Below are 17,534 nucleotides of genomic sequence, written 5' to 3'. Positions count from 1 at the left end.
TGTTCTTCACCTCGCTATCGTGACTCTACTGTTAACAAACAAGGAGCAAACAGTATGAAACATGGAATCAAAGCACTGCTTATTACCCTTTCGTTGACTTGTGTGGGTATGACACAAAGTGCGCTGGCGGCGGAACCTGTCGCAAACAGTCAGATGACCCAGACCAAAGCAGATACCTCTGGTGCGGCGCATGGAAAAGCAACTGCACCGGCAAAATCCAGCGATGATGAAGGCACCAGGGTAAGTATCAATACAGCCTCTGCGGAGGATTTAGCGCGGGTTATGAATGGTGTGGGATTGAAGAAGGCGCAGGCGATAGTCAGTTATCGGGAGGAGTACGGACCGTTTAAAACCGTCGATGATTTAAAGCAGGTGCCGGGAATGGGAAGTTCACTTGTGGAACGTAATCTGGCATTTTTAACACTTTAATAACTTGCGCAGTGGCAAAAATTTGCCAGACTATAGAGGTCATACCAGTTATGACCTCTATACTCGTCGCCTTTCAAGCTGTAGATGTGTTGGTTACGCTCACTTGCCCGAATTATACGCTTGCTGCGTTACTCGGTCTGCGACCTCCCTCTTAGGGGCCAGCGCAAGCGCTGTTCAAAACACAGCGTGTTTTGTCCTGCAACTCGAAATCCTTAGAGTATGTTCTTATAAAAAAATTAGGGTTCCCGCGCTATGCAAACACAGATTAAAGTCCGTGGTTATCATCTCGATGTCTATCAGCACGTCAACAATGCCCGTTATCTTGAGTTTCTGGAAGAAGCCCGCTGGGACGGTCTTGAAAACAGTGATAGCTTTCAGTGGATGACCGCACACAACATCGCTTTTGTGGTGGTTAACATCAATATTAACTACCGGCGTCCTGCTGTGCTGAGCGATCTGCTGACCATAACCAGCCAGGTACAACAGTTAAACGGAAAAAGTGGAGTTTTAAACCAGACAATCACTCTGGAGCCGGAAGGGCAGGTCGTAGCCGATGCGTTAATTACTTTTGTCTGCATTGATTTGAAAACTCAGAAAGCGCTACCGCTGGAAGGAGAGTTGCGAGAAAAGCTGGAGCAGATGGTGCAGTAATTGTCGGTTGCCTGATGGCGTTTTTCTTATCAGGCCCAGAAGTTCATTATTTGTAAGCCGGATTAGGCGGTTATGCCGCAATCCGGCTCAATTCAAAAATTACTTTAACCCGGTCTTGCGCTTCATTGCAGCCATAATCTCGGATTTATCCGCCAGATAATGGTTCAGACCGTTAGCGCGCAGATTACAGGCGGCACAATGACCACAACCGTCGCCCTTAATTCCGTTGTAGCAGGTCAGTGTCTCATTACGCACCAGATCCAGTTTGCCCCAGTAATCGGCCAGCGCCCAGGTTTCAGCTTTATCAATCCACATCAGCGGGGTTTCAAAGCGGATGTCTTTTGCCATCCCCAGACTAACGGCATGGTTCAGCGCTTTGACAAATTCATCGCGACAATCCGGATAACCGGAGAAATCGGTTTCGCAGACGCCGGTAATGACAGCCTCCGCTTTCACCTGGTAAGCATAAATAGCCGCCAGCGTTAAAAACAGAATATTGCGCCCTGGCACAAAGGTATTGGGGATGCCGTCAGCATCCGGTTCATAATCCGGAACCGGAATATTATCCCGGGTCAGACTACTGACAGCCAGTTCGCTGAGCAGCGTGACATCAAGGACTTTGTGTGCACGGGCACCAAGTTTTAAGGCCAGGTCACGTGCGACATCAATCTCAGCGCGATGGCGCTGACCATAATCAAAGGTCACGCAGTGCACTTCATCATACTGATGCAGCGCTTGCGCCAGACAAGTGGTGGAGTCCTGACCTCCACTAAATACTACAACGGCACGTTTCATGGCTTTTCCTGACAAATAACAAAAATCCTATGGTAGCGCCTGGGCGTGGCGCCGACCAGCTTCTTCACACTGAAGGGGGTGGGAGCCAGGCTTCGGCGAACTCAAACCAGCCTCGTGGGTTCAGGCGTACGCCATTTACGCCTGGTGGAGCGCTAATGCGATAGTGATAATTGAACAGCGGCGTTAGCGTGGCGTCATTCATAAGGCTGGCGAAAACCTGTTGTAAAGCCGCGTGTCGATGGCCCTCATCAGCCTGAATTTGCAGTGCATCCAGCGTCGCTTGCAGATGGGAGAACGCTGGAGCGTCCAAAACATGCGGCCATAGCTGATCGCAGCGCAACCACTGTTCGAGGGTATATTCTGGCGCCTCGCCAATTAGCCTGTCACCCATCATCAGGTCAGCCTGGGCCAGAGGATGGTCGCCATCCCAGTTCTTCGCATTATGAAAAATCAGCGTTAATTCGCAGCCCAGTATTGCCAGCGCCTGGCGAAGCTGTTCGGCCATGGCGTGCAGTTCAACCGGAAGGTGATAGGCCAATGTCAGTTTTTCCGGCAGTGGTACTTCGTCCTGGTTATCCCATTGTGGGATGGTCCACCCTGGCAACAGCGCATTGCTTGGGGTAATGAGATTTTCATCCACATCAAGAGTTTGTAACAGGGAAGAACGATGAATGATATTGACCAACCGGCGAGCCTGGAGCGTGTTCAGACGAGAACTTTTCCGCAGCGTCAAATAGCAAAATCCGAGGCTGATCCCGCTGCTAACCTGACTTAGCATGGCAAGCTCGTCAGGTTTACCAATCGCAATTTGCACCGGATGACGACAGCTGGTACCCAGGTCCTGGGCGAAAAGTTGCGGGGTGATCCAGTATTCAATAGCTTTCAGTAACGGATGGTTTAGATGATAGTGCTCATGGCTCTCTATGCGTACCAGATCGGGTGTAAACAGCGTCAGCCGGAACGGACCGGTGCCGACGAGTGGCTGTTCAGGATGGGCAAGGTGGCTGCTGTAGCTTGCCAGACGGTGCGCCAGCCAGAAATCAGGACGATGGAGAATAAAGGTCAGACATTGAGGATGCGTTACTTCAATGCGTTTAATGCTGATAAACAATTTATTGAGCGCAGGAAGTTCGAGCAGCATTAACAGGCGCTGATGTAGCTGTGCAGTATTTACCGCATCACCATTATGCCAGTACAGCGTGGAGCGAATATAGAAATCCCAGCGCAGGCCGTCGGCGGAGATATCCCAGTGATGAGCTAAATCTCCACAGGGGCGTTGGGTATAACTATCAAAGCGGGTCAAGCCAGAGAATATCTGCCCGGCGAGGTGTTGTTCAGCACGACCGGGGAGAAAGCCTGGATGTAGCGGATCAAGCTGGCGGTAATAGGGGATACGCAATGTCGGTGTATCGTTTTGCCACTGCCCCCCCATAAACGGTTGCAGCAGAGTTCTTAACTCTCCGGGGGCCAGCTGGGCCAGTTCCAGTACGCTGAGTTGTTCTCCCTTTTGTAATGCCTGTTCCATCATCGTGTTGCGCAGTGAGTCGGGTGTTACCAAAAAGCGCAACAGGCCCCGTTTTCCGCGCCCGGGCTGTGCTTCCCATATCAGCCATCCGGCATCCTGCGCCTGTCTCAGTAACGTTCTTGCATGGCGCTCGCTGCAAAAACATCGCTCAGCCAGTTCGCCAACGGTGACCGACTGGGGTTCTCCGCTCGACGGCTGCCAGAGGCGTTGGTACTGGTTCAGGCGATTTAAAAGTCGCATTTATACTTCATCATTCAAGCTGCCTCTTTGTTGGCTGCACATTACCCGCCCCTTAAGGGGCCGCTACAGGTAGAGTTCAAATCTGCTCCGCCCCTGTCACATACTGGAATATATGTTCCTGGGAATTCCTTCACTTGCCGCCTCGATGCTTCTCGAATGATGTTGTGTAAAGAAACCCGGAACAATTTGTTTTATCTATTCACTATTACTTCCGTATATCTCAGGTGATACTGAAGCACAAGTTAACTGCGTCACAGTGTGGAGAAAGAAATGGCTCGTCTGGCTGCGTTTGATATGGATGGCACCCTTTTGATGCCGAATCACCATTTAGGTGATGAAACGCTCTCAACGTTGGCACGCCTGCGTGAACGCGATATCACTCTGACGTTTGCCACCGGTCGCCATGTCCTGGAGATGCGCCATATTTTAGGTACGATCTCGCTGGATGCCTTTTTGATAACGGGCAACGGGACGCGCATTCATTCGCTGGAAGGCGATGTACTTCACCGTCAGGATCTGAACCCCGCTGTGGCTGATATTCTCCTGCATCATGTGTGGGATACGCAGGCCAGCATGCATGTCTTCAACGATAACGGCTGGTTTACCGGACAAGAGATCCCGTCGATCCTGAAAGCGCATGTATACAGTGGATTTCGCTATCAGATAGTTGATGTGAAACGAATTCCGGCCCATCAGGTAACGAAGATCTGTTTCTGCGGCGATCATGACGATCTCATCCGCCTGCGCATTCAATTAAATGAGGTGCTGGGCGAGCAGGCAAATCTCTGTTTTTCCGCCGTAGATTGTCTGGAGGTTCTGCCGCTGGGCTGCAATAAAGGCTCCGCGCTGGCGGTGTTGAGTGATCATTTAGGTTTTTCGATGGCAGAGTGCATGGCATTTGGTGACGCCATGAACGATCGTGAAATGTTGGGCAGCGTCGGGCGCGGGCTGATTATGGGGAACGCCATGCCGCAATTGATTGCTGAACTTCCTCATTTATCGGTGATTGGGCATTGCCGCAATCAGGCTGTATCTCACTTTTTGACGCATTGGCTGGATAATCCGCATCTACCTTATTCCCCCGAATGAGAGATCCCTTCCAGCAAGCCAGACCTTTAGGTCTGGCTTTTTTTTATCTGCTTTAGTCGATATTCAGTAACCGGGATATTTCCGCTTTCCATGGCGCTAAATCACCGATATGCACACTGACCCATTGCGGGTTGTAGTAAGTCTCAAGATAGCGTTCGCCGCTGTCGCACAGAAGCGTCACCAACGAGCCAGTTTCTCCTGCATCGCGCATGCGGGCGGCAAGTTGTAACGTTCCCCACATATTGGTTCCTGTTGAGGCACCGACTTTTCGGCCCAACTGTGTTTCCAGCCAATGTGCAGTGGCAACGCTGGCTGCATCCGGTACGCGCAGCATTTCATCGACGACATCGGGAATGAAAGACGGTTCTACGCGCGGGCGACCGATACCCTCAATTTTACTTCCCACAGGGCTGCGTAACGTGGCATCACGATCCTGCCAGTATGGCAGAAAGACAGAGTTTTCCGGGTCAACTACCATCAGATGAGTGTCATAACCCTGGCAGCGAATATAGCGGCCTATCGTTGCTGATGTACCACCGGTTCCGGCGCTCATCACGATATGTCTGGGAACGGGGTTGGGTTCACATTCCATCTGGCGGAAGATGCTGTCGGCAATGTTGTTATTGCCACGCCAGTCGGTAGCGCGTTCGGCGTAGGTGAATTGATCCATGTAATGACCGTTTAGTTCACGTGCCAGTTGCTCGGACGCAGCATAAATTTCGCAGGCGCTTTCCACAAAATGACAACGGCCGCCGTAAAACTCAATCTGTTCAATTTTACGTTTTGCCGTACAGGAAGGCATAACGGCAATAAACGGCAGTCCTAACAGCCGGGCGAAATAGGCTTCTGAAACCGCCGTTGACCCCGAAGACGATTCAATAATGGTGGTGCCTTCTTTGATCCAGCCATTACACAATCCGTACAGGAACAATGAACGCGCCAGTCGATGCTTCAGGCTGCCAGTTGGATGCGTACTCTCATCTTTCAGGTAGAGCTGAATACCTGGAAACGCCGGGAGTGACAGGCGAATGAGATGCGTATCTGCGGAGCGCTGATAATCCGCATTGATTTCATTAATGGCGTTTTTAACCCAGGATCTATTCATCATTAATATCCATTTGTCATTTTGTGCCTAGATTAGCGAAAAGCACGGAAAAAATTGTTGCCATTTAGCCTTTAAAATAGAATGTAAGGAGAAAATTCTTCTCTGTGGAGTGGATATGTTAGACAAAATTGACCGTAAGCTGCTCGGCTTACTGCAACAGGACTGCACCCTTTCTTTGCAGGCATTGGCGGATGCCGTTAATCTGACCACCACTCCCTGCTGGAAGCGACTCAAGAGGCTGGAGGATGACGGCGTACTCCTCGGTAAAGTCGCGCTACTGGATCCGGAAAAACTGGGGCTGGGTTTAACCGCATTTGTGTTGATTAAGACCCAGCATCACAGCAGTGAATGGTATTGCCGCTTTGTCACTGAAGTCACCGGCATGCCGGAGGTACTGGGTTTCTGGCGTATGGCGGGGGAGTACGACTACCTGATGCGGGTTCAGGTCGCCGATATGAAACGTTATGATGATTTCTACAAGCGCCTGGTGAACAGCGTACCGGGGCTATCGGACGTTACCTCAAGCTTTGCCATGGAACAGATTAAATATACTACTGCTCTACCTATTGAATAATTCTTCCGGCGGTCATTGCCGAAAATCAAGTCAGGACATAACGCGTGCGATTATTTGCTCAATTAAGCTGGTACTTTCGTCGGGAGTGGCGTCGCTACCTCGGGGCAGTGGCCTTGCTTATCATCATCGCTATCCTTCAGCTTATTCCACCAAAAGTTGTGGGTATTATTGTGGATGGCGTCAGCACTCAGCAGTTCACGACTGAACAAGTGCTCTTGTGGATCGGCACGATTGCTCTGATTGCTGTGGTGGTCTATTTGCTGCGCTATGTCTGGCGCGTGCTGCTGTTTGGTGCTTCCTATCAACTTGCTGTCGAGCTGCGGGAAGATTATTACCGCCAGCTTAGCCGCCAGCATCCTGAGTTTTATCTGCGCCATCGCACGGGTGATCTGATGGCGCGCGCCACTAACGATGTCGACCGGGTGGTGTTTGCTGCCGGGGAAGGTGTACTGACGTTGGTGGACTCACTGGTGATGGGATGTGCGGTATTGATCGTGATGTCGACGCAAATTAGCTGGCAGCTTACGCTAATCGCCTTATTGCCGATGCCGGTGATGGCACTGATGATTAAACGTTACGGCGATAGGTTGCATAACCGCTTTAAACTGGCGCAGGCGGCATTCTCCAGCCTTAACGATCGTACTCAGGAGAGCCTGACCAGCATTCGTATGATTAAAGCCTTTGGCCTGGAAGACCGTCAGTCGGCCTTATTTGCGGCAGACGCCGAAGATACCGGGAAGAAAAATATGCGCGTTGCGCGTATTGATGCCCGCTTCGACCCAACAATTTATATCGCTATTGGCATGGCGAACCTGCTGGCAATTGGCGGCGGAAGCTGGATGGTGGTTCACGGATCGCTAACGCTAGGTCAGTTGACCAGTTTTATGATGTATCTCGGTTTGATGATTTGGCCAATGCTGGCGCTGGCGTGGATGTTTAACATCGTCGAGCGCGGTAGCGCTGCGTACAGCCGCATTCGAGCCATGCTTGCCGAAGCTCCTGTGGTAGATGATGGCGTGGAGTCAGTGCCGGAAGGTCGTGGAGAATTGTCGGTAGCGATCCGCGAATTCAGCTATCCGTTAATGACTCACCCAACGCTTGAAAACGTCAGCTTTCAGCTTAAGCCTGGGCAGATGCTGGGTATCTGTGGTCCGACAGGTGCAGGAAAAAGTACCATTCTGGCGCTGATCCAGCGCCACTTCGATATTACGCAGGGCGATGTGCGTTTTCATGATATTCCGTTAACGCGCTTACAGCTTGATAGCTGGCGCAGTCGGCTGGCAGTTGTTAGTCAGACACCATTTTTGTTTTCGGATACGGTCGCCAACAACATTGCGCTTGGACGCCCGCAGGCGACGCAGGACGAGATTGAACATGTGGCGCGCTTAGCCAGCGTACACGAGGATATTTTACGTCTTCCCCAGGGGTATGACACCGAAGTCGGTGAGCGTGGCGTTATGCTGTCAGGTGGGCAAAAACAGCGTATTTCCATCGCCCGCGCGTTGCTGCTCAATGCGGAAATCCTGATTCTGGACGATGCCCTGTCGGCGGTAGATGGTCGTACTGAGCATCAGATCCTGCACAACCTGCGGCAGTGGGGCGAAGGGAGAACCGTTATTATCAGCGCTCACCGCCTGTCTGCTTTGACGGAAGCCAGCGAGATTATTGTGATGCAGCATGGACATATTACCCAGCGTGGCGAACATGATTATTTGGTGCAGCAACCAGGCTGGTATCGTGATATGTACCGTTATCAACAGCTGGAAGCGGCGCTGTCTGACGCCCCGGAAATAAATGAGGAGGCGGCTAATGCGTAGCTTTGGGCAATTATGGCCGACCCTGAAAAGACTGCTGGTGTATGGATCACCGTGGCGAAAACCGCTGGCCATTGCGGTGGTCATGCTGTGGGTAGCCGCGGCGGCCGAAGTCAGTGGTCCGCTGTTGATTAGCTATTTCATCGATAACATGGTGGCGAAAAACAACCTGCCGTTAGCGATGGTCGCCGGGTTGGTCGCGGCTTACATAGGTCTGCAACTGCTGGCTGCGGGTTTGCACTACGCGCAGTCACTGTTGTTTAACCAGGCCGCTGTCGGTGTGGTGCAGCAGCTACGTACGGATGTTATGGATGCCGCGTTGCGCCAGCCACTGAGCGAATTTGACACCCAGCCAGTCGGGCAGCTTATCTCCCGCGTAACCAACGACACTGAAGTTATTCGCGATCTGTACGTGACGGTAGTGGCGACGGTTCTGCGCAGTGCCGCCTTAATTGGCGCCATGCTGGTGGCAATGTTCAGTCTGGAATGGCGTATGGCGCTGGTGGCAATGGCTATTTTCCCCGCTGTGCTGGTGGTGATGGTGATCTATCAGCGTTACAGCACACCTATTGTGCGCCGCGTTCGCGCCTATCTGGCGGACATTAACGATGGCTTTAACGAAGTCATTAACGGTATGAGCGTGATCCAGCAGTTCCGCCAGCAGGCGCGCTTTGGTGAAAGAATGGGCGAGGCCAGCCGTTCGCACTATATGGCGCGAATGCAGACCCTGCGACTGGACGGTTTTTTATTACGACCGTTGCTTAGCCTTTTTTCTGCGCTGATCCTTTGTGGTTTATTAATGCTGTTCAGCTTCACGTCTGGCAGCACAATTGAAGTCGGGGTTCTGTATGCGTTTATCAGTTATCTCGGGCGTCTGAACGAACCTCTGATCGAGCTGACGACTCAGCAATCGATGCTGCAACAAGCAGTTGTCGCCGGTGAACGTGTTTTTGAACTGATGGATGGGCCGCGCCAGCAATATGGCAAGGATGAGCAGCCTCTGAGGAGTGGAAATATTGAGGTTGATAATGTGTCATTTGCTTATCGCGATGACAATCTGGTCCTGCAAAATATCAACCTGTCTGTTCCTTCGCGCAGTTTTGTGGCACTGGTCGGACATACCGGAAGCGGCAAGAGTACGCTCGCCAGCCTGCTGATGGGCTACTACCCGCTGACTCAAGGGGAAATCCGTCTTGACGGACGACCTCTCTCCTCATTGAGTCATGACGTCCTGCGTCAGGGTGTAGCGATGGTGCAACAGGATCCGGTGGTGATGGCAGATACCTTTCTGGCTAACGTCACGCTGGGTCGTGATATTTCAGAAGGTAGGGTCTGGCAGGCACTTGAGACCGTGCAACTGGCGGAACTGGCTCGTGGCCTGAGTGATGGCATTCACACCCGACTGGGTGAGCAAGGGAATAATTTGTCCGTCGGGCAGAAACAGCTGTTAGCGCTGGCGCGGGTACTGGTTGAAACGCCGCAGGTACTGATCCTGGATGAAGCCACCGCCAGTATTGACTCGGGAACGGAACAGGCAATTCAGCAGGCGCTGGCGGCGGTACGTGAACACACTACGCTGGTGGTGATTGCGCACCGGTTATCAACGATTGTGGATGCAGACACTATTCTGGTGCTGCACCGTGGTCAGGCCGTTGAACGCGGTACGCATCAGCAATTACTGGCGGCGCAAGGGCGATACTGGCAGATGTATCAACTGCAGTTAGCCGGTGAAGAGCTGGCGGCCAGCGCGCAAGAGGACTCGCTTATCGCCTGATGCACCAGCTTCGCTGTAGCCAACGCTGTTGGTGCAAAAAAATAACGCATCATGCACTGTCATGGTGCGTTTTTCTTTCCATTTATTGTTTCTGATGTACATCACGTTTCAGCCTTTCAACTCGATCCCCTGTTTTCTGCACTAAATAACGGTCCATTTCTGTTTTTTCGATTCCTGGCACACCCCTTGCAATATTCATCCCGTGTATCTGCAGCCACTACTGAATTCTGACTGGAGGGGATCTATGAAGCTGGTTACCGTGGTAATCAAACCGTTCAAACTGGAAGACGTCCGTGAAGCACTGTCGTCTATTGGTATTCAGGGGCTGACCGTCACCGAAGTGAAGGGCTTTGGACGACAGAAGGGCCATGCCGAGTTGTACCGGGGGGCCGAATACAGCGTCAATTTTTTACCGAAGGTGAAGATTGATGTGGCAATTGCCGACGACCAGCTTGATGAAGTTATTGATGTCATCAGTAAGGCGGCCTACACCGGAAAAATTGGCGACGGCAAAATATTCGTCGCCGAGCTGCAACGTGTGATTCGCATTCGTACCGGCGAAGCCGACGAAGCCGCACTGTAACTTCTGGCACACAGTGATAGGAAACCAAAAAATGAAGATAGCAACGATGAAAACGGGTATTGCTTCACTGGCGTTGCTGCCGGGGCTGGCGATGGCGGCACCGGCAGTCGCAGATAAAGCTGATAATGCCTTTATGATGATTTGCACCGCATTGGTGCTGTTTATGACCATTCCGGGCATCGCGCTGTTCTACGGCGGTTTGATTCGCGGTAAGAACGTCTTATCGATGCTGACTCAGGTCACAGTGACGTTCGCGCTGGTCTGCATTTTATGGGTTGTTTATGGCTACTCGCTGGCTTTTGGCGAGGGGAATAATTTCTTCGGTAACTTCAACTGGGTAATGCTGAAAAGCATCGCGCTGACGGCGGTTACGGGGAGTTTCTATCAGTATATCCACGTTGCTTTCCAGGGCTCGTTCGCCTGCATTACCGTTGGGCTTATCGTCGGTGCACTGGCTGAACGAATCCGCTTCTCTGCGGTACTGATTTTTGTGGTGGTGTGGCTAACGCTTTCCTACATCCCTATCGCGCATATGGTATGGGGCGGTGGACTGCTGGCTTCCCATGGCGCTCTGGATTTTGCTGGCGGAACGGTTGTACATATTAACGCGGCGATTGCCGGTTTAGTTGGGGCTTATCTGATTGGCAAACGTGTTGGGTTTGGCAAAGAAGCCTTTAAACCGCATAACCTGCCAATGGTCTTTACCGGTACCGCTATCCTCTATATCGGCTGGTTTGGTTTTAATGCCGGTTCTGCAGGAACGGCAAATGAAATCGCTGCGCTGGCATTTGTGAATACAGTTGTTGCCACTGCTGCTGCCATCCTGGGGTGGATCTTCGGTGAGTGGGCATTGCGTGGCAAACCATCTTTATTAGGTGCATGCTCCGGTGCTATTGCAGGTCTGGTTGGCGTGACGCCTGCCTGTGGCTATATCGGAGTTGGTGGGGCGCTGATCATCGGAGTCATTGCCGGTCTGGCTGGCTTGTGGGGGGTGACGATGCTGAAACGTTTTCTGCGTGTCGATGACCCCTGTGACGTGTTCGGTGTCCACGGTGTCTGCGGCATTGTTGGCTGTATCCTGACCGGGGTATTTGCAGCCAGCTCGCTGGGGGGAGTGGGCTTTGCTGAAGGCGTTACAATGGGGCATCAGCTACTGGTTCAACTGGAAAGTGTAGCGATTACCATCGTCTGGTCCGGCGTGGTAGCGTTCATCGGTTATAAGCTGGCAGATATGACCGTGGGGCTGCGTGTACCGGAAGAGCAGGAGCGTGAAGGGTTGGATGTTAACAGCCACGGTGAAAACGCCTACAACGCGTGATCCCTCGACTGCTGGTTTCGGCCTACAACGAGTATGCTTGTAGGCCGAAACCGGCATTTATTAATTACGGTTACGCATGACCCCTTCCTGTACGGTAGAAGCTACCAGCACGCCGTCCTGAGTATAAAACTCCCCACGAACAAAGCCCCTGGCTCCGGAGGCGGAAGTGCTCTCCACGTTATACAGCAACCATTCATTGATATTGAAAGGACGATGGAACCACATCGAATGGTCGATAGTGGCTATTTGAATACCTTTCTCCAGGAAACCAATGCCGTACGGTTGCAGCGCAACGGGCAGGAAATTCAGATCAGAAGCGTAGCCAAGGAGGTATTGATGTACGCGCAAATCGTCCTGCAGCGTGCCGTTGGCACGGATCCACACCTGACGGGTTGGTTCGGCAACATGACCTTTTAACGGGTTATGAAACTCTACTGGACGAACCTCCAGCGGACGGTCGTTGATAAACTTTTCTTTCAACAGCGGCGGCAGCAGATGAGCCACAGAGCGGGCAATTTCCGTTTCCGATTTCAGCTCTTCTGGGCCCGGTGCGGCAGGCATGGTTTTTTGATGTTCAAACCCGTCTTCCGGCGCCTGAAAAGAGGCGGTCATATAAAAAATGGGTTTCCCGTTCTGAATAGCGGCAATGCGGCGAGCGCTGAAGCTGTTACCATCGCGCAGAACTTCTACATCGTAGATTATCGGTTTTTGGCTATCTCCCGGGCGTAAAAAGTAGCTATGGAAAGAGTGCACCAGACGTTCTTCCGGCACGGTCTCTTTTGCGGCGTACAGCGCCTGGCCGACGACCTGTCCCCCAAAAACCTGACGCAACCCTAAGTCTTCACTTTGGCCCCGAAAGAGTCCTTCTTCAATTTTTTCCAGATTCAACAATGTCAGCAAATTTTTCAGTGCCAGACTCATACGTGCTCTCCAGGTGATATCGATGTCGCAGCGAGGTAGGCAGAGTATAACGCAATTTTGAAAGTGGTCCGATGGGTGCAATTGTCTGAATAACAGGTCTATTACAGGCAAAAATAGCTGATTTGTGCCACACTTAGTCACGTTATGTTTTTGTTAACCACTCTTCTGGCGGGGATAGTTCTCGCTGGTGCATAGATGATAAGGAGAATTTAATGAAACTCGTGCACATGGTAAGTGGTTTAGCGGTTGCGGTCGCGCTGGCGGCCTGTGCTGATAAAAGTGCAGATATTCAGACACCTGCGCCAAGCCCTAATACGTCAATTGCTGACACACAGTCAAAAATTCAACAGCCGAATGTTTCTGGTACAGTTTGGATCCGCCAGAAAGTCGCTTTGCCACCGGATGCTGTGCTGACCGTCACGTTGTCGGATGCTTCACTGGCCGATGCTCCGTCAAAAGTGCTGTCACAAAAAGCGGTTCGAACCGAGGGCAAGCAAGCGCCATTCAGCTTCGTGCTCCCGTTTAACCCGGCAGATATTCAGCCCAATGCACGCATCCTGCTGAGTGCGGCTATCATGGTGAATGATAAGCTGGTCTTTATTACCGATACTGTTCAGCCAGTCATCAATCAGGGCGGAACTAAAGCCGATCTGACGCTGGTTCCTGTTCAGCATACGGAAGTACCGGTGCAGGCAGGTGGCGGGGCAGCGACTACGGTTCCTTCGACTTCTCCGACCCAGGTGAATCCTTCTTCTGCCGTTCCTGCTCCCACACAGTATTAATGCAGTTTATAACCCTCTCCGTCAGGAGAGGGTTAATACACCCAGCGATACCGTTGCAAATCGATTTGCCCACTACCTGAAACCACCACACCTTCCGCCAGCAATGCCTGACGCTGTCGTTGTAGATCGGGACCGGTCAGGGATATTGCGCCATGGCGATTGACAACTCGATACCAGGGCAGGGCGCTGCCTTCCGGGAGTCTCTTTAGCACACCTCCCACCTGGCGCGCTGCTCGCGGTGAACCGGCGAGCCGGGCGACATCACCATAAGTGGTGACAAATCCTTCCGGGATTGAGGCGACGATTTGCCAGACGCGTTGGGGGAAAGAGTCTTGTATATCCATCATTTATTCCTGCAATAATCTTCCAGCATAATCCGGAATGGCGAGGGAGTGAAGCCTCATTGAGCAAGAAAACAGCATCCGATGCTGGATGGGTTGCAATTACAGGGTGCAGCAGTGATAATGCGCCTGCGCGTTGGTTAACAACGCTCTCAATGGGGGCTCTGTTGGTTCTCCCGCAACACTACTCTGTTTACCAGGTCAGGTCCGGAAGGAAGCAGCCAAGGCAGATGACGTGTGTGCCGGGATGTAGCTGGCAGGGCCCCCACCCAATTCTGCTTTACTGCAATCTCCTTCTCTTAATCTTCTCTTTCTTGTCATCGTAATGTCATTTTATTGTCATCAAATGCTGTCACTGTGTTTCAGGGATGTTATTTGATGTTTTTACTGCCTCAATCTCGCCGGAAAGATATGGGTCTTGTACCCGCTATGCTTTGGCTGACCACAAGGATTTATTACGATGCCTACCGCAGTATTGAACGTCAAAATTGATGAAGCGCTAAAAGAAAAACTTCGCCATTACGCTGAAGTGAATAATGAAAATTTAAGTATATCAACGGAAAAGCTGCTGCTTATTGCATTTTCCGCAGTAGAAGAGGCGGGAGTCTCCGCTGATGATATTGACAGCCAGCATACGGAAGAATCCGTGGTTGATGCACTGACTCCTAAAGAAATCAAAGCATTGCGCAGATTACTGAAGAAGAAAAAATGAAACAACAACCGCTCTCAAGCGCCTGTAATTATGGCGAAGCCTGTGAATTGCTGCGTTCCGGTTATGTGAAGCATGTTCGCCTGAGCTGGAATGTCGGCAGTGATGAATTTTTCCGTATCGCTTCTGACTGGTGTGATGCCGGGGCAAAGATTAAAAAAGACGGCGATAATTTTATTATCTCCCTGAAAGGCTTCCCGGTTCCCCGCCAACAGTAATGTTGTCTGCCTCTAATGGGCAATGGCAAGTAACGAGCCTTTAGGCTCGTTACTTAGATTATTTTGCGTAGTTTTCCACTACTGGCCTGTAAGCGCAGGTCATCCCAAATTGGTTGTAACGTCTTAAAGGCTGAACGCATTGTGTCATCCGGTAGCGCGAAAGGCATGCGTAAGAAGCGATCGAATGCGCCAGCCAGACCGAAACGCGTTCCGATACCAAGCTGAATGCCTGCATTTTCTGCACGAGTGGCAAATAATGTCGCCAGCGTGTCAGGTAATTCGACCCAGAAAGATAATCCTCCCTCTGGGTGGGTAAAACGCCACTCCGGGAAATGCGAGCTCATCAGAGCGCGGCACAAATCACGTCTTGTCGTGAGCAACTGTCTTCTGTCGGGAAGAAAAGTGGCTGCGTTATCCAACAGCCAGCCGGTGGCGAGTTGCTCAAGAACGGGTGAACCCAGATCAAATGTATCGCGGGTCTGTACCAGCGCGGCAATAGTACGTGACGATGCGCGAACCCAGCCCAGACGTAGTCCTCCCCAGAAGCTCTTACCCGCGGAACCCAGCAGAATGATGGGGGCGTCGCGATTGTATGCGGCGAGCGGAGGTGGCGGTGGTGCGTCATACCACAGGTTGACCATGGTTTCGTCCACCACCAGTGTTGTATGTGTTCTGGCGGCGATATCGGCCACGACCTGGCGAGTTGCAGCATCCATACAGCGTCCGGTTGGATTGTGAAAATCTGGCATCAGGTAGGCCATTCTCGGGGCAGTTTGCGCGATAGTGGCGACCAGACCGGCTGTATCCCAGCCGTGTTCAGGCAGTGACACACCGACGGGGCGGCAGGATGCACCCTGAATCGCAGCAATGGCAAGCGGATACGTGGGATGATCAACCAGTACGCGATCGCCTGGCCCCGTGAGCAATCGCAGGATCAACGCCAATCCGCTGACCGCACCATTCACTACCATTATCTCATCAGCCTGCGTGGGTAATCCGCGTTCGCAATAATGTTGGGCGATGGATTCACGCAAAGAAGGTAATCCCTGCGACAGATAGCCCGAACTCAGCAGGTGTTGCGGCATAGCAAACAGCGCCTGCTGGTAAGCCTGATGAATTTCCGGACCGGCGCTGAGCGCCGCGGTAGAGAGATCGAGCGCTGTACTGGTGTGCATCCTTGTTGGGACCAGGCGAATATGTTCCGGTAGGATCACCCTTGAACCACTACCGTGGCGGCTTTCGAGATACCCTTCTTCACGTAGCTGCGCCAGGGCGCTGGCGATGGTTGTCCGGCTCACTTCCAAAACGGCAGCGAGTTCGCGTTCGCCGGGCAATCGACTATCCAGTGCCAGCCGACCATCGAGTATCAGTAGACGCAGCGCTTCTGCCAGCTGCCGCCAGAGAGGCATCCGCGAAGGGACTTCCTGCCAGTGACCAAGCAGGCGTTGAAGAGACTGACTTCCGTAGCGGCGAGATGACATAGCAGTCCACTTTTTGAAAACTGGACATTAATCATAGTGCCAATTGCAGCGAAGATGAAGGTTATCTGAGCGGAGACAGGGGAAAAGTATGCTGCGTCGTTTACTTCAACTGTATATAGGGTTGGCGCTTTATGGTGTGTCGACAGCCATGTTTGTGCGTGCGGATTTAGGGGCCGATCCCTGGAACGTTTTCCACCTTGGTGTGGCGAATTTACTGAAGATGAATATCGGTGTGGTGATCATTGCCGTTGGAGTTCTGGTGCTCCTGCTGTGGATACCACTGCGTCAGCGCCCGGGGTTTGGCACACTGAGTAATGTCATTATGATCGGACTGGCTGCAGATGTGGCGCTGATGGTTATTCCGCAATTTGAATCTCTTCTTACGCGCAGCGGGTTGTTAGTTTCCGCAGTGATACTGAATGCGCTGGCGACCAGCCTGTATATTGGCGCTGGTTTTGGTGCTGGGCCGCGTGATGGTCTGATGACGGGTATTCATGCGCGTACTGGCTGGTCAGTCCGAACCATTCGTACCGCAATCGAAGTGTCGGTTTTGCTCACAGGCTGGCTACTCGGTGGGACCGTGGGGATAGGGACGGTATTGTATGCGCTGGCTATTGGTCCGTTAATTCAGCTTTGCCTGCCGTGGTTTCGGCATCAACCGCAATCTCGTATTCGGGTTCGCGATGAGCCTGCGGCATGATCCCACGTGGGCGACTAAACTTAACCTCTACTGACGCGGTCGGAATCGGCTTGCCGCGCAGTACACTTCGGAGGTTTTTCTCATGAAGTATGTCGATGGTTTTGTTGTTGCCGTACCCGCTGAAAACAAGGAGGCGTATATCGCGATGGCGGCAAAAGCTGCTCCGCTTTTCAAGGAGTTCGGTGCATTGCGCGTTGTGGAGTGCTGGGCGGATGATGTCCCCGACGGCAAGTTGACCGATTTTCGCATGGCAGTGCAAGCGCAGGATCATGAAGAAGTGGTATTTAGCTGGATTGAATATCCTTCAAAAGAGGTGCGTGACGCGGCGAATCAGAAGATGATGTCCGATCCCCGTATGAAGGAGTTCGGTGAGTCCATGCCATTTGATGGCAAACGCATGATCTACGGTGGATTCTCGCCCATTATGGATGACTGACGTGACTGGCTGTGCGGCGTGCCGCCAGCCATCTCAACCGCTTATCAGC

The 17,534-nt window shown here is 52.1% G+C and carries 18 protein-coding genes, 1 other RNA gene and 1 pseudogene; 14 read left to right on the top strand and 6 right to left on the bottom strand.

The features are described from left to right. Positions 1 to 54: 54 nt before the first annotated feature. Together SK36_RS15720 and fadM are read left to right on the top strand one after the other, a co-directional pair. A complete protein-coding gene (locus SK36_RS15720) occupies positions 55 to 429 on the top strand; it encodes a helix-hairpin-helix domain-containing protein (RefSeq protein ID WP_045440561.1) in 375 nt (124 codons plus the stop codon). A 252-nt stretch (positions 430 to 681) separates the two neighbouring features. Beyond that, positions 682 to 1,080 carry a long-chain acyl-CoA thioesterase FadM gene (gene fadM / locus SK36_RS15715; protein WP_045440562.1) on the top strand — a complete coding sequence of 133 codons (399 nt, stop codon included), beginning with the start codon at positions 682 to 684 and terminating at the stop codon, positions 1,078 to 1,080. 99 nt (positions 1,081 to 1,179) lie between these two features. Here the strand turns inward: fadM and queC are convergent, their stop codons facing one another. Both queC and SK36_RS15705 read right to left on the bottom strand, forming a co-directional pair. Continuing rightward, the gene (gene queC, locus SK36_RS15710) at positions 1,180 to 1,875 is read right to left on the bottom strand and encodes a 7-cyano-7-deazaguanine synthase QueC (protein ID WP_045440563.1); all 696 of its coding nucleotides are present in this window, start codon (positions 1,873 to 1,875) and stop codon (positions 1,180 to 1,182) included. Between the two features lie 64 nt (positions 1,876 to 1,939). Further along, positions 1,940 to 3,640, bottom strand: coding sequence for an SgrR family transcriptional regulator (locus SK36_RS15705; protein ID WP_048221944.1), 1,701 nt, complete (start codon positions 3,638 to 3,640; stop codon positions 1,940 to 1,942). 270 nt (positions 3,641 to 3,910) lie between these two features. Between SK36_RS15705 and cof the strand changes: the two genes are divergently transcribed. After that, positions 3,911 to 4,729, top strand: coding sequence for an HMP-PP phosphatase (cof, locus tag SK36_RS15700; protein ID WP_045440571.1), 819 nt, complete (start codon positions 3,911 to 3,913; stop codon positions 4,727 to 4,729). Positions 4,730 to 4,781: 52 nt separating this feature from the next. On the opposite strand, the gene SK36_RS15695 is transcribed toward cof, so the two are convergent. Next, a complete protein-coding gene (locus SK36_RS15695) occupies positions 4,782 to 5,837 on the bottom strand; it encodes a PLP-dependent cysteine synthase family protein (RefSeq protein ID WP_136345282.1) in 1,056 nt (351 codons plus the stop codon). Between the two features lie 112 nt (positions 5,838 to 5,949). Here SK36_RS15695 and decR point away from each other — a divergent pair, with 112 nt between their 5' ends. From decR to amtB, 5 genes are all read left to right on the top strand, one after another. Continuing rightward, positions 5,950 to 6,408: a DNA-binding transcriptional regulator DecR gene (gene decR, locus SK36_RS15690; RefSeq protein WP_045440577.1), complete on the top strand. Its 459-nt coding sequence runs from the start codon at positions 5,950 to 5,952 to the stop codon at positions 6,406 to 6,408. Positions 6,409 to 6,452: 44 nt separating this feature from the next. Beyond that, positions 6,453 to 8,225, top strand: a complete 1,773-nt coding sequence (locus SK36_RS15685) for a SmdA family multidrug ABC transporter permease/ATP-binding protein (protein ID WP_045440579.1) — start codon at positions 6,453 to 6,455, stop codon at positions 8,223 to 8,225. Beyond that, on the top strand, positions 8,218 to 9,996 hold the full coding sequence (locus tag SK36_RS15680; RefSeq protein WP_048221943.1) for a SmdB family multidrug efflux ABC transporter permease/ATP-binding protein: 1,779 nt from the start codon (positions 8,218 to 8,220) through the stop codon (positions 9,994 to 9,996). The genes SK36_RS15685 and SK36_RS15680 overlap by 8 nt, the downstream gene beginning before the upstream one ends. A 244-nt stretch (positions 9,997 to 10,240) precedes the next feature. Continuing rightward, positions 10,241 to 10,579: a P-II family nitrogen regulator gene (glnK, locus tag SK36_RS15675; RefSeq protein ID WP_002891893.1), complete on the top strand. Its 339-nt coding sequence runs from the start codon at positions 10,241 to 10,243 to the stop codon at positions 10,577 to 10,579. 31 nt (positions 10,580 to 10,610) lie between these two features. After that, positions 10,611 to 11,897, top strand: a complete 1,287-nt coding sequence (gene amtB, locus SK36_RS15670) for an ammonium transporter AmtB (RefSeq protein WP_048221942.1) — start codon at positions 10,611 to 10,613, stop codon at positions 11,895 to 11,897. Positions 11,898 to 11,957: 60 nt separating this feature from the next. Here the strand turns inward: amtB and tesB are convergent, their stop codons facing one another. Then, a complete protein-coding gene (tesB, locus tag SK36_RS15665; protein WP_048221941.1) occupies positions 11,958 to 12,818 on the bottom strand; it encodes an acyl-CoA thioesterase II in 861 nt (286 codons plus the stop codon). A gap of 212 nt (positions 12,819 to 13,030) precedes the next feature. Between tesB and SK36_RS15660 the strand changes: the two genes are divergently transcribed. Then, on the top strand, positions 13,031 to 13,600 hold the full coding sequence (locus SK36_RS15660; protein ID WP_045440593.1) for a YbaY family lipoprotein: 570 nt from the start codon (positions 13,031 to 13,033) through the stop codon (positions 13,598 to 13,600). Between the two features lie 32 nt (positions 13,601 to 13,632). Here SK36_RS15660 and SK36_RS15655 read toward each other — a convergent pair. Further along, positions 13,633 to 14,022, bottom strand: a pseudogene (locus SK36_RS15655) (MGMT family protein). An 84-nt stretch (positions 14,023 to 14,106) separates the two neighbouring features. On the opposite strand from SK36_RS15655, the gene ffs reads away from it, so the two are divergent. The 3 genes from ffs (at position 14,107) to SK36_RS15645 (ending at position 14,868) form a co-directional block, all read left to right on the top strand. Beyond that, positions 14,107 to 14,203: signal recognition particle sRNA small type (ffs, locus tag SK36_RS23870), an RNA gene on the top strand. 198 nt (positions 14,204 to 14,401) lie between these two features. Beyond that, positions 14,402 to 14,653 (top strand): hypothetical protein, encoded by a 252-nt coding sequence (locus SK36_RS15650; RefSeq protein ID WP_048221939.1) that lies wholly within the window; start codon positions 14,402 to 14,404, stop codon positions 14,651 to 14,653. Beyond that, a complete protein-coding gene (locus SK36_RS15645) occupies positions 14,650 to 14,868 on the top strand; it encodes a hypothetical protein (RefSeq protein WP_045440600.1) in 219 nt (72 codons plus the stop codon). The genes SK36_RS15650 and SK36_RS15645 overlap by 4 nt, the downstream gene beginning before the upstream one ends. 53 nt (positions 14,869 to 14,921) lie before the next feature. Here SK36_RS15645 and yczR read toward each other — a convergent pair whose 3' ends face one another. Further along, positions 14,922 to 16,349 (bottom strand): MocR-like transcription factor YczR, encoded by a 1,428-nt coding sequence (yczR, locus tag SK36_RS15640; RefSeq protein ID WP_048221938.1) that lies wholly within the window; start codon positions 16,347 to 16,349, stop codon positions 14,922 to 14,924. Positions 16,350 to 16,437: 88 nt separating this feature from the next. Here yczR and yczE point away from each other — a divergent pair, with 88 nt between their 5' ends. Both yczE and SK36_RS15630 read left to right on the top strand, forming a co-directional pair. Further along, positions 16,438 to 17,049 carry a membrane protein YczE gene (yczE, locus tag SK36_RS15635; protein WP_045440605.1) on the top strand — a complete coding sequence of 204 codons (612 nt, stop codon included), beginning with the start codon at positions 16,438 to 16,440 and terminating at the stop codon, positions 17,047 to 17,049. A gap of 82 nt (positions 17,050 to 17,131) precedes the next feature. Then, on the top strand, positions 17,132 to 17,485 hold the full coding sequence (locus SK36_RS15630) for a DUF1428 domain-containing protein (protein WP_045440607.1): 354 nt from the start codon (positions 17,132 to 17,134) through the stop codon (positions 17,483 to 17,485). Positions 17,486 to 17,534 lie beyond the last annotated feature (49 nt).

This window comes from Citrobacter sp. MGH106, assembly GCF_001037495.1.
Lineage (GTDB): Bacteria > Pseudomonadota > Gammaproteobacteria > Enterobacterales > Enterobacteriaceae > Citrobacter > Citrobacter murliniae.
This window is presented reverse-complemented; position numbering and strand designations above follow the sequence as displayed.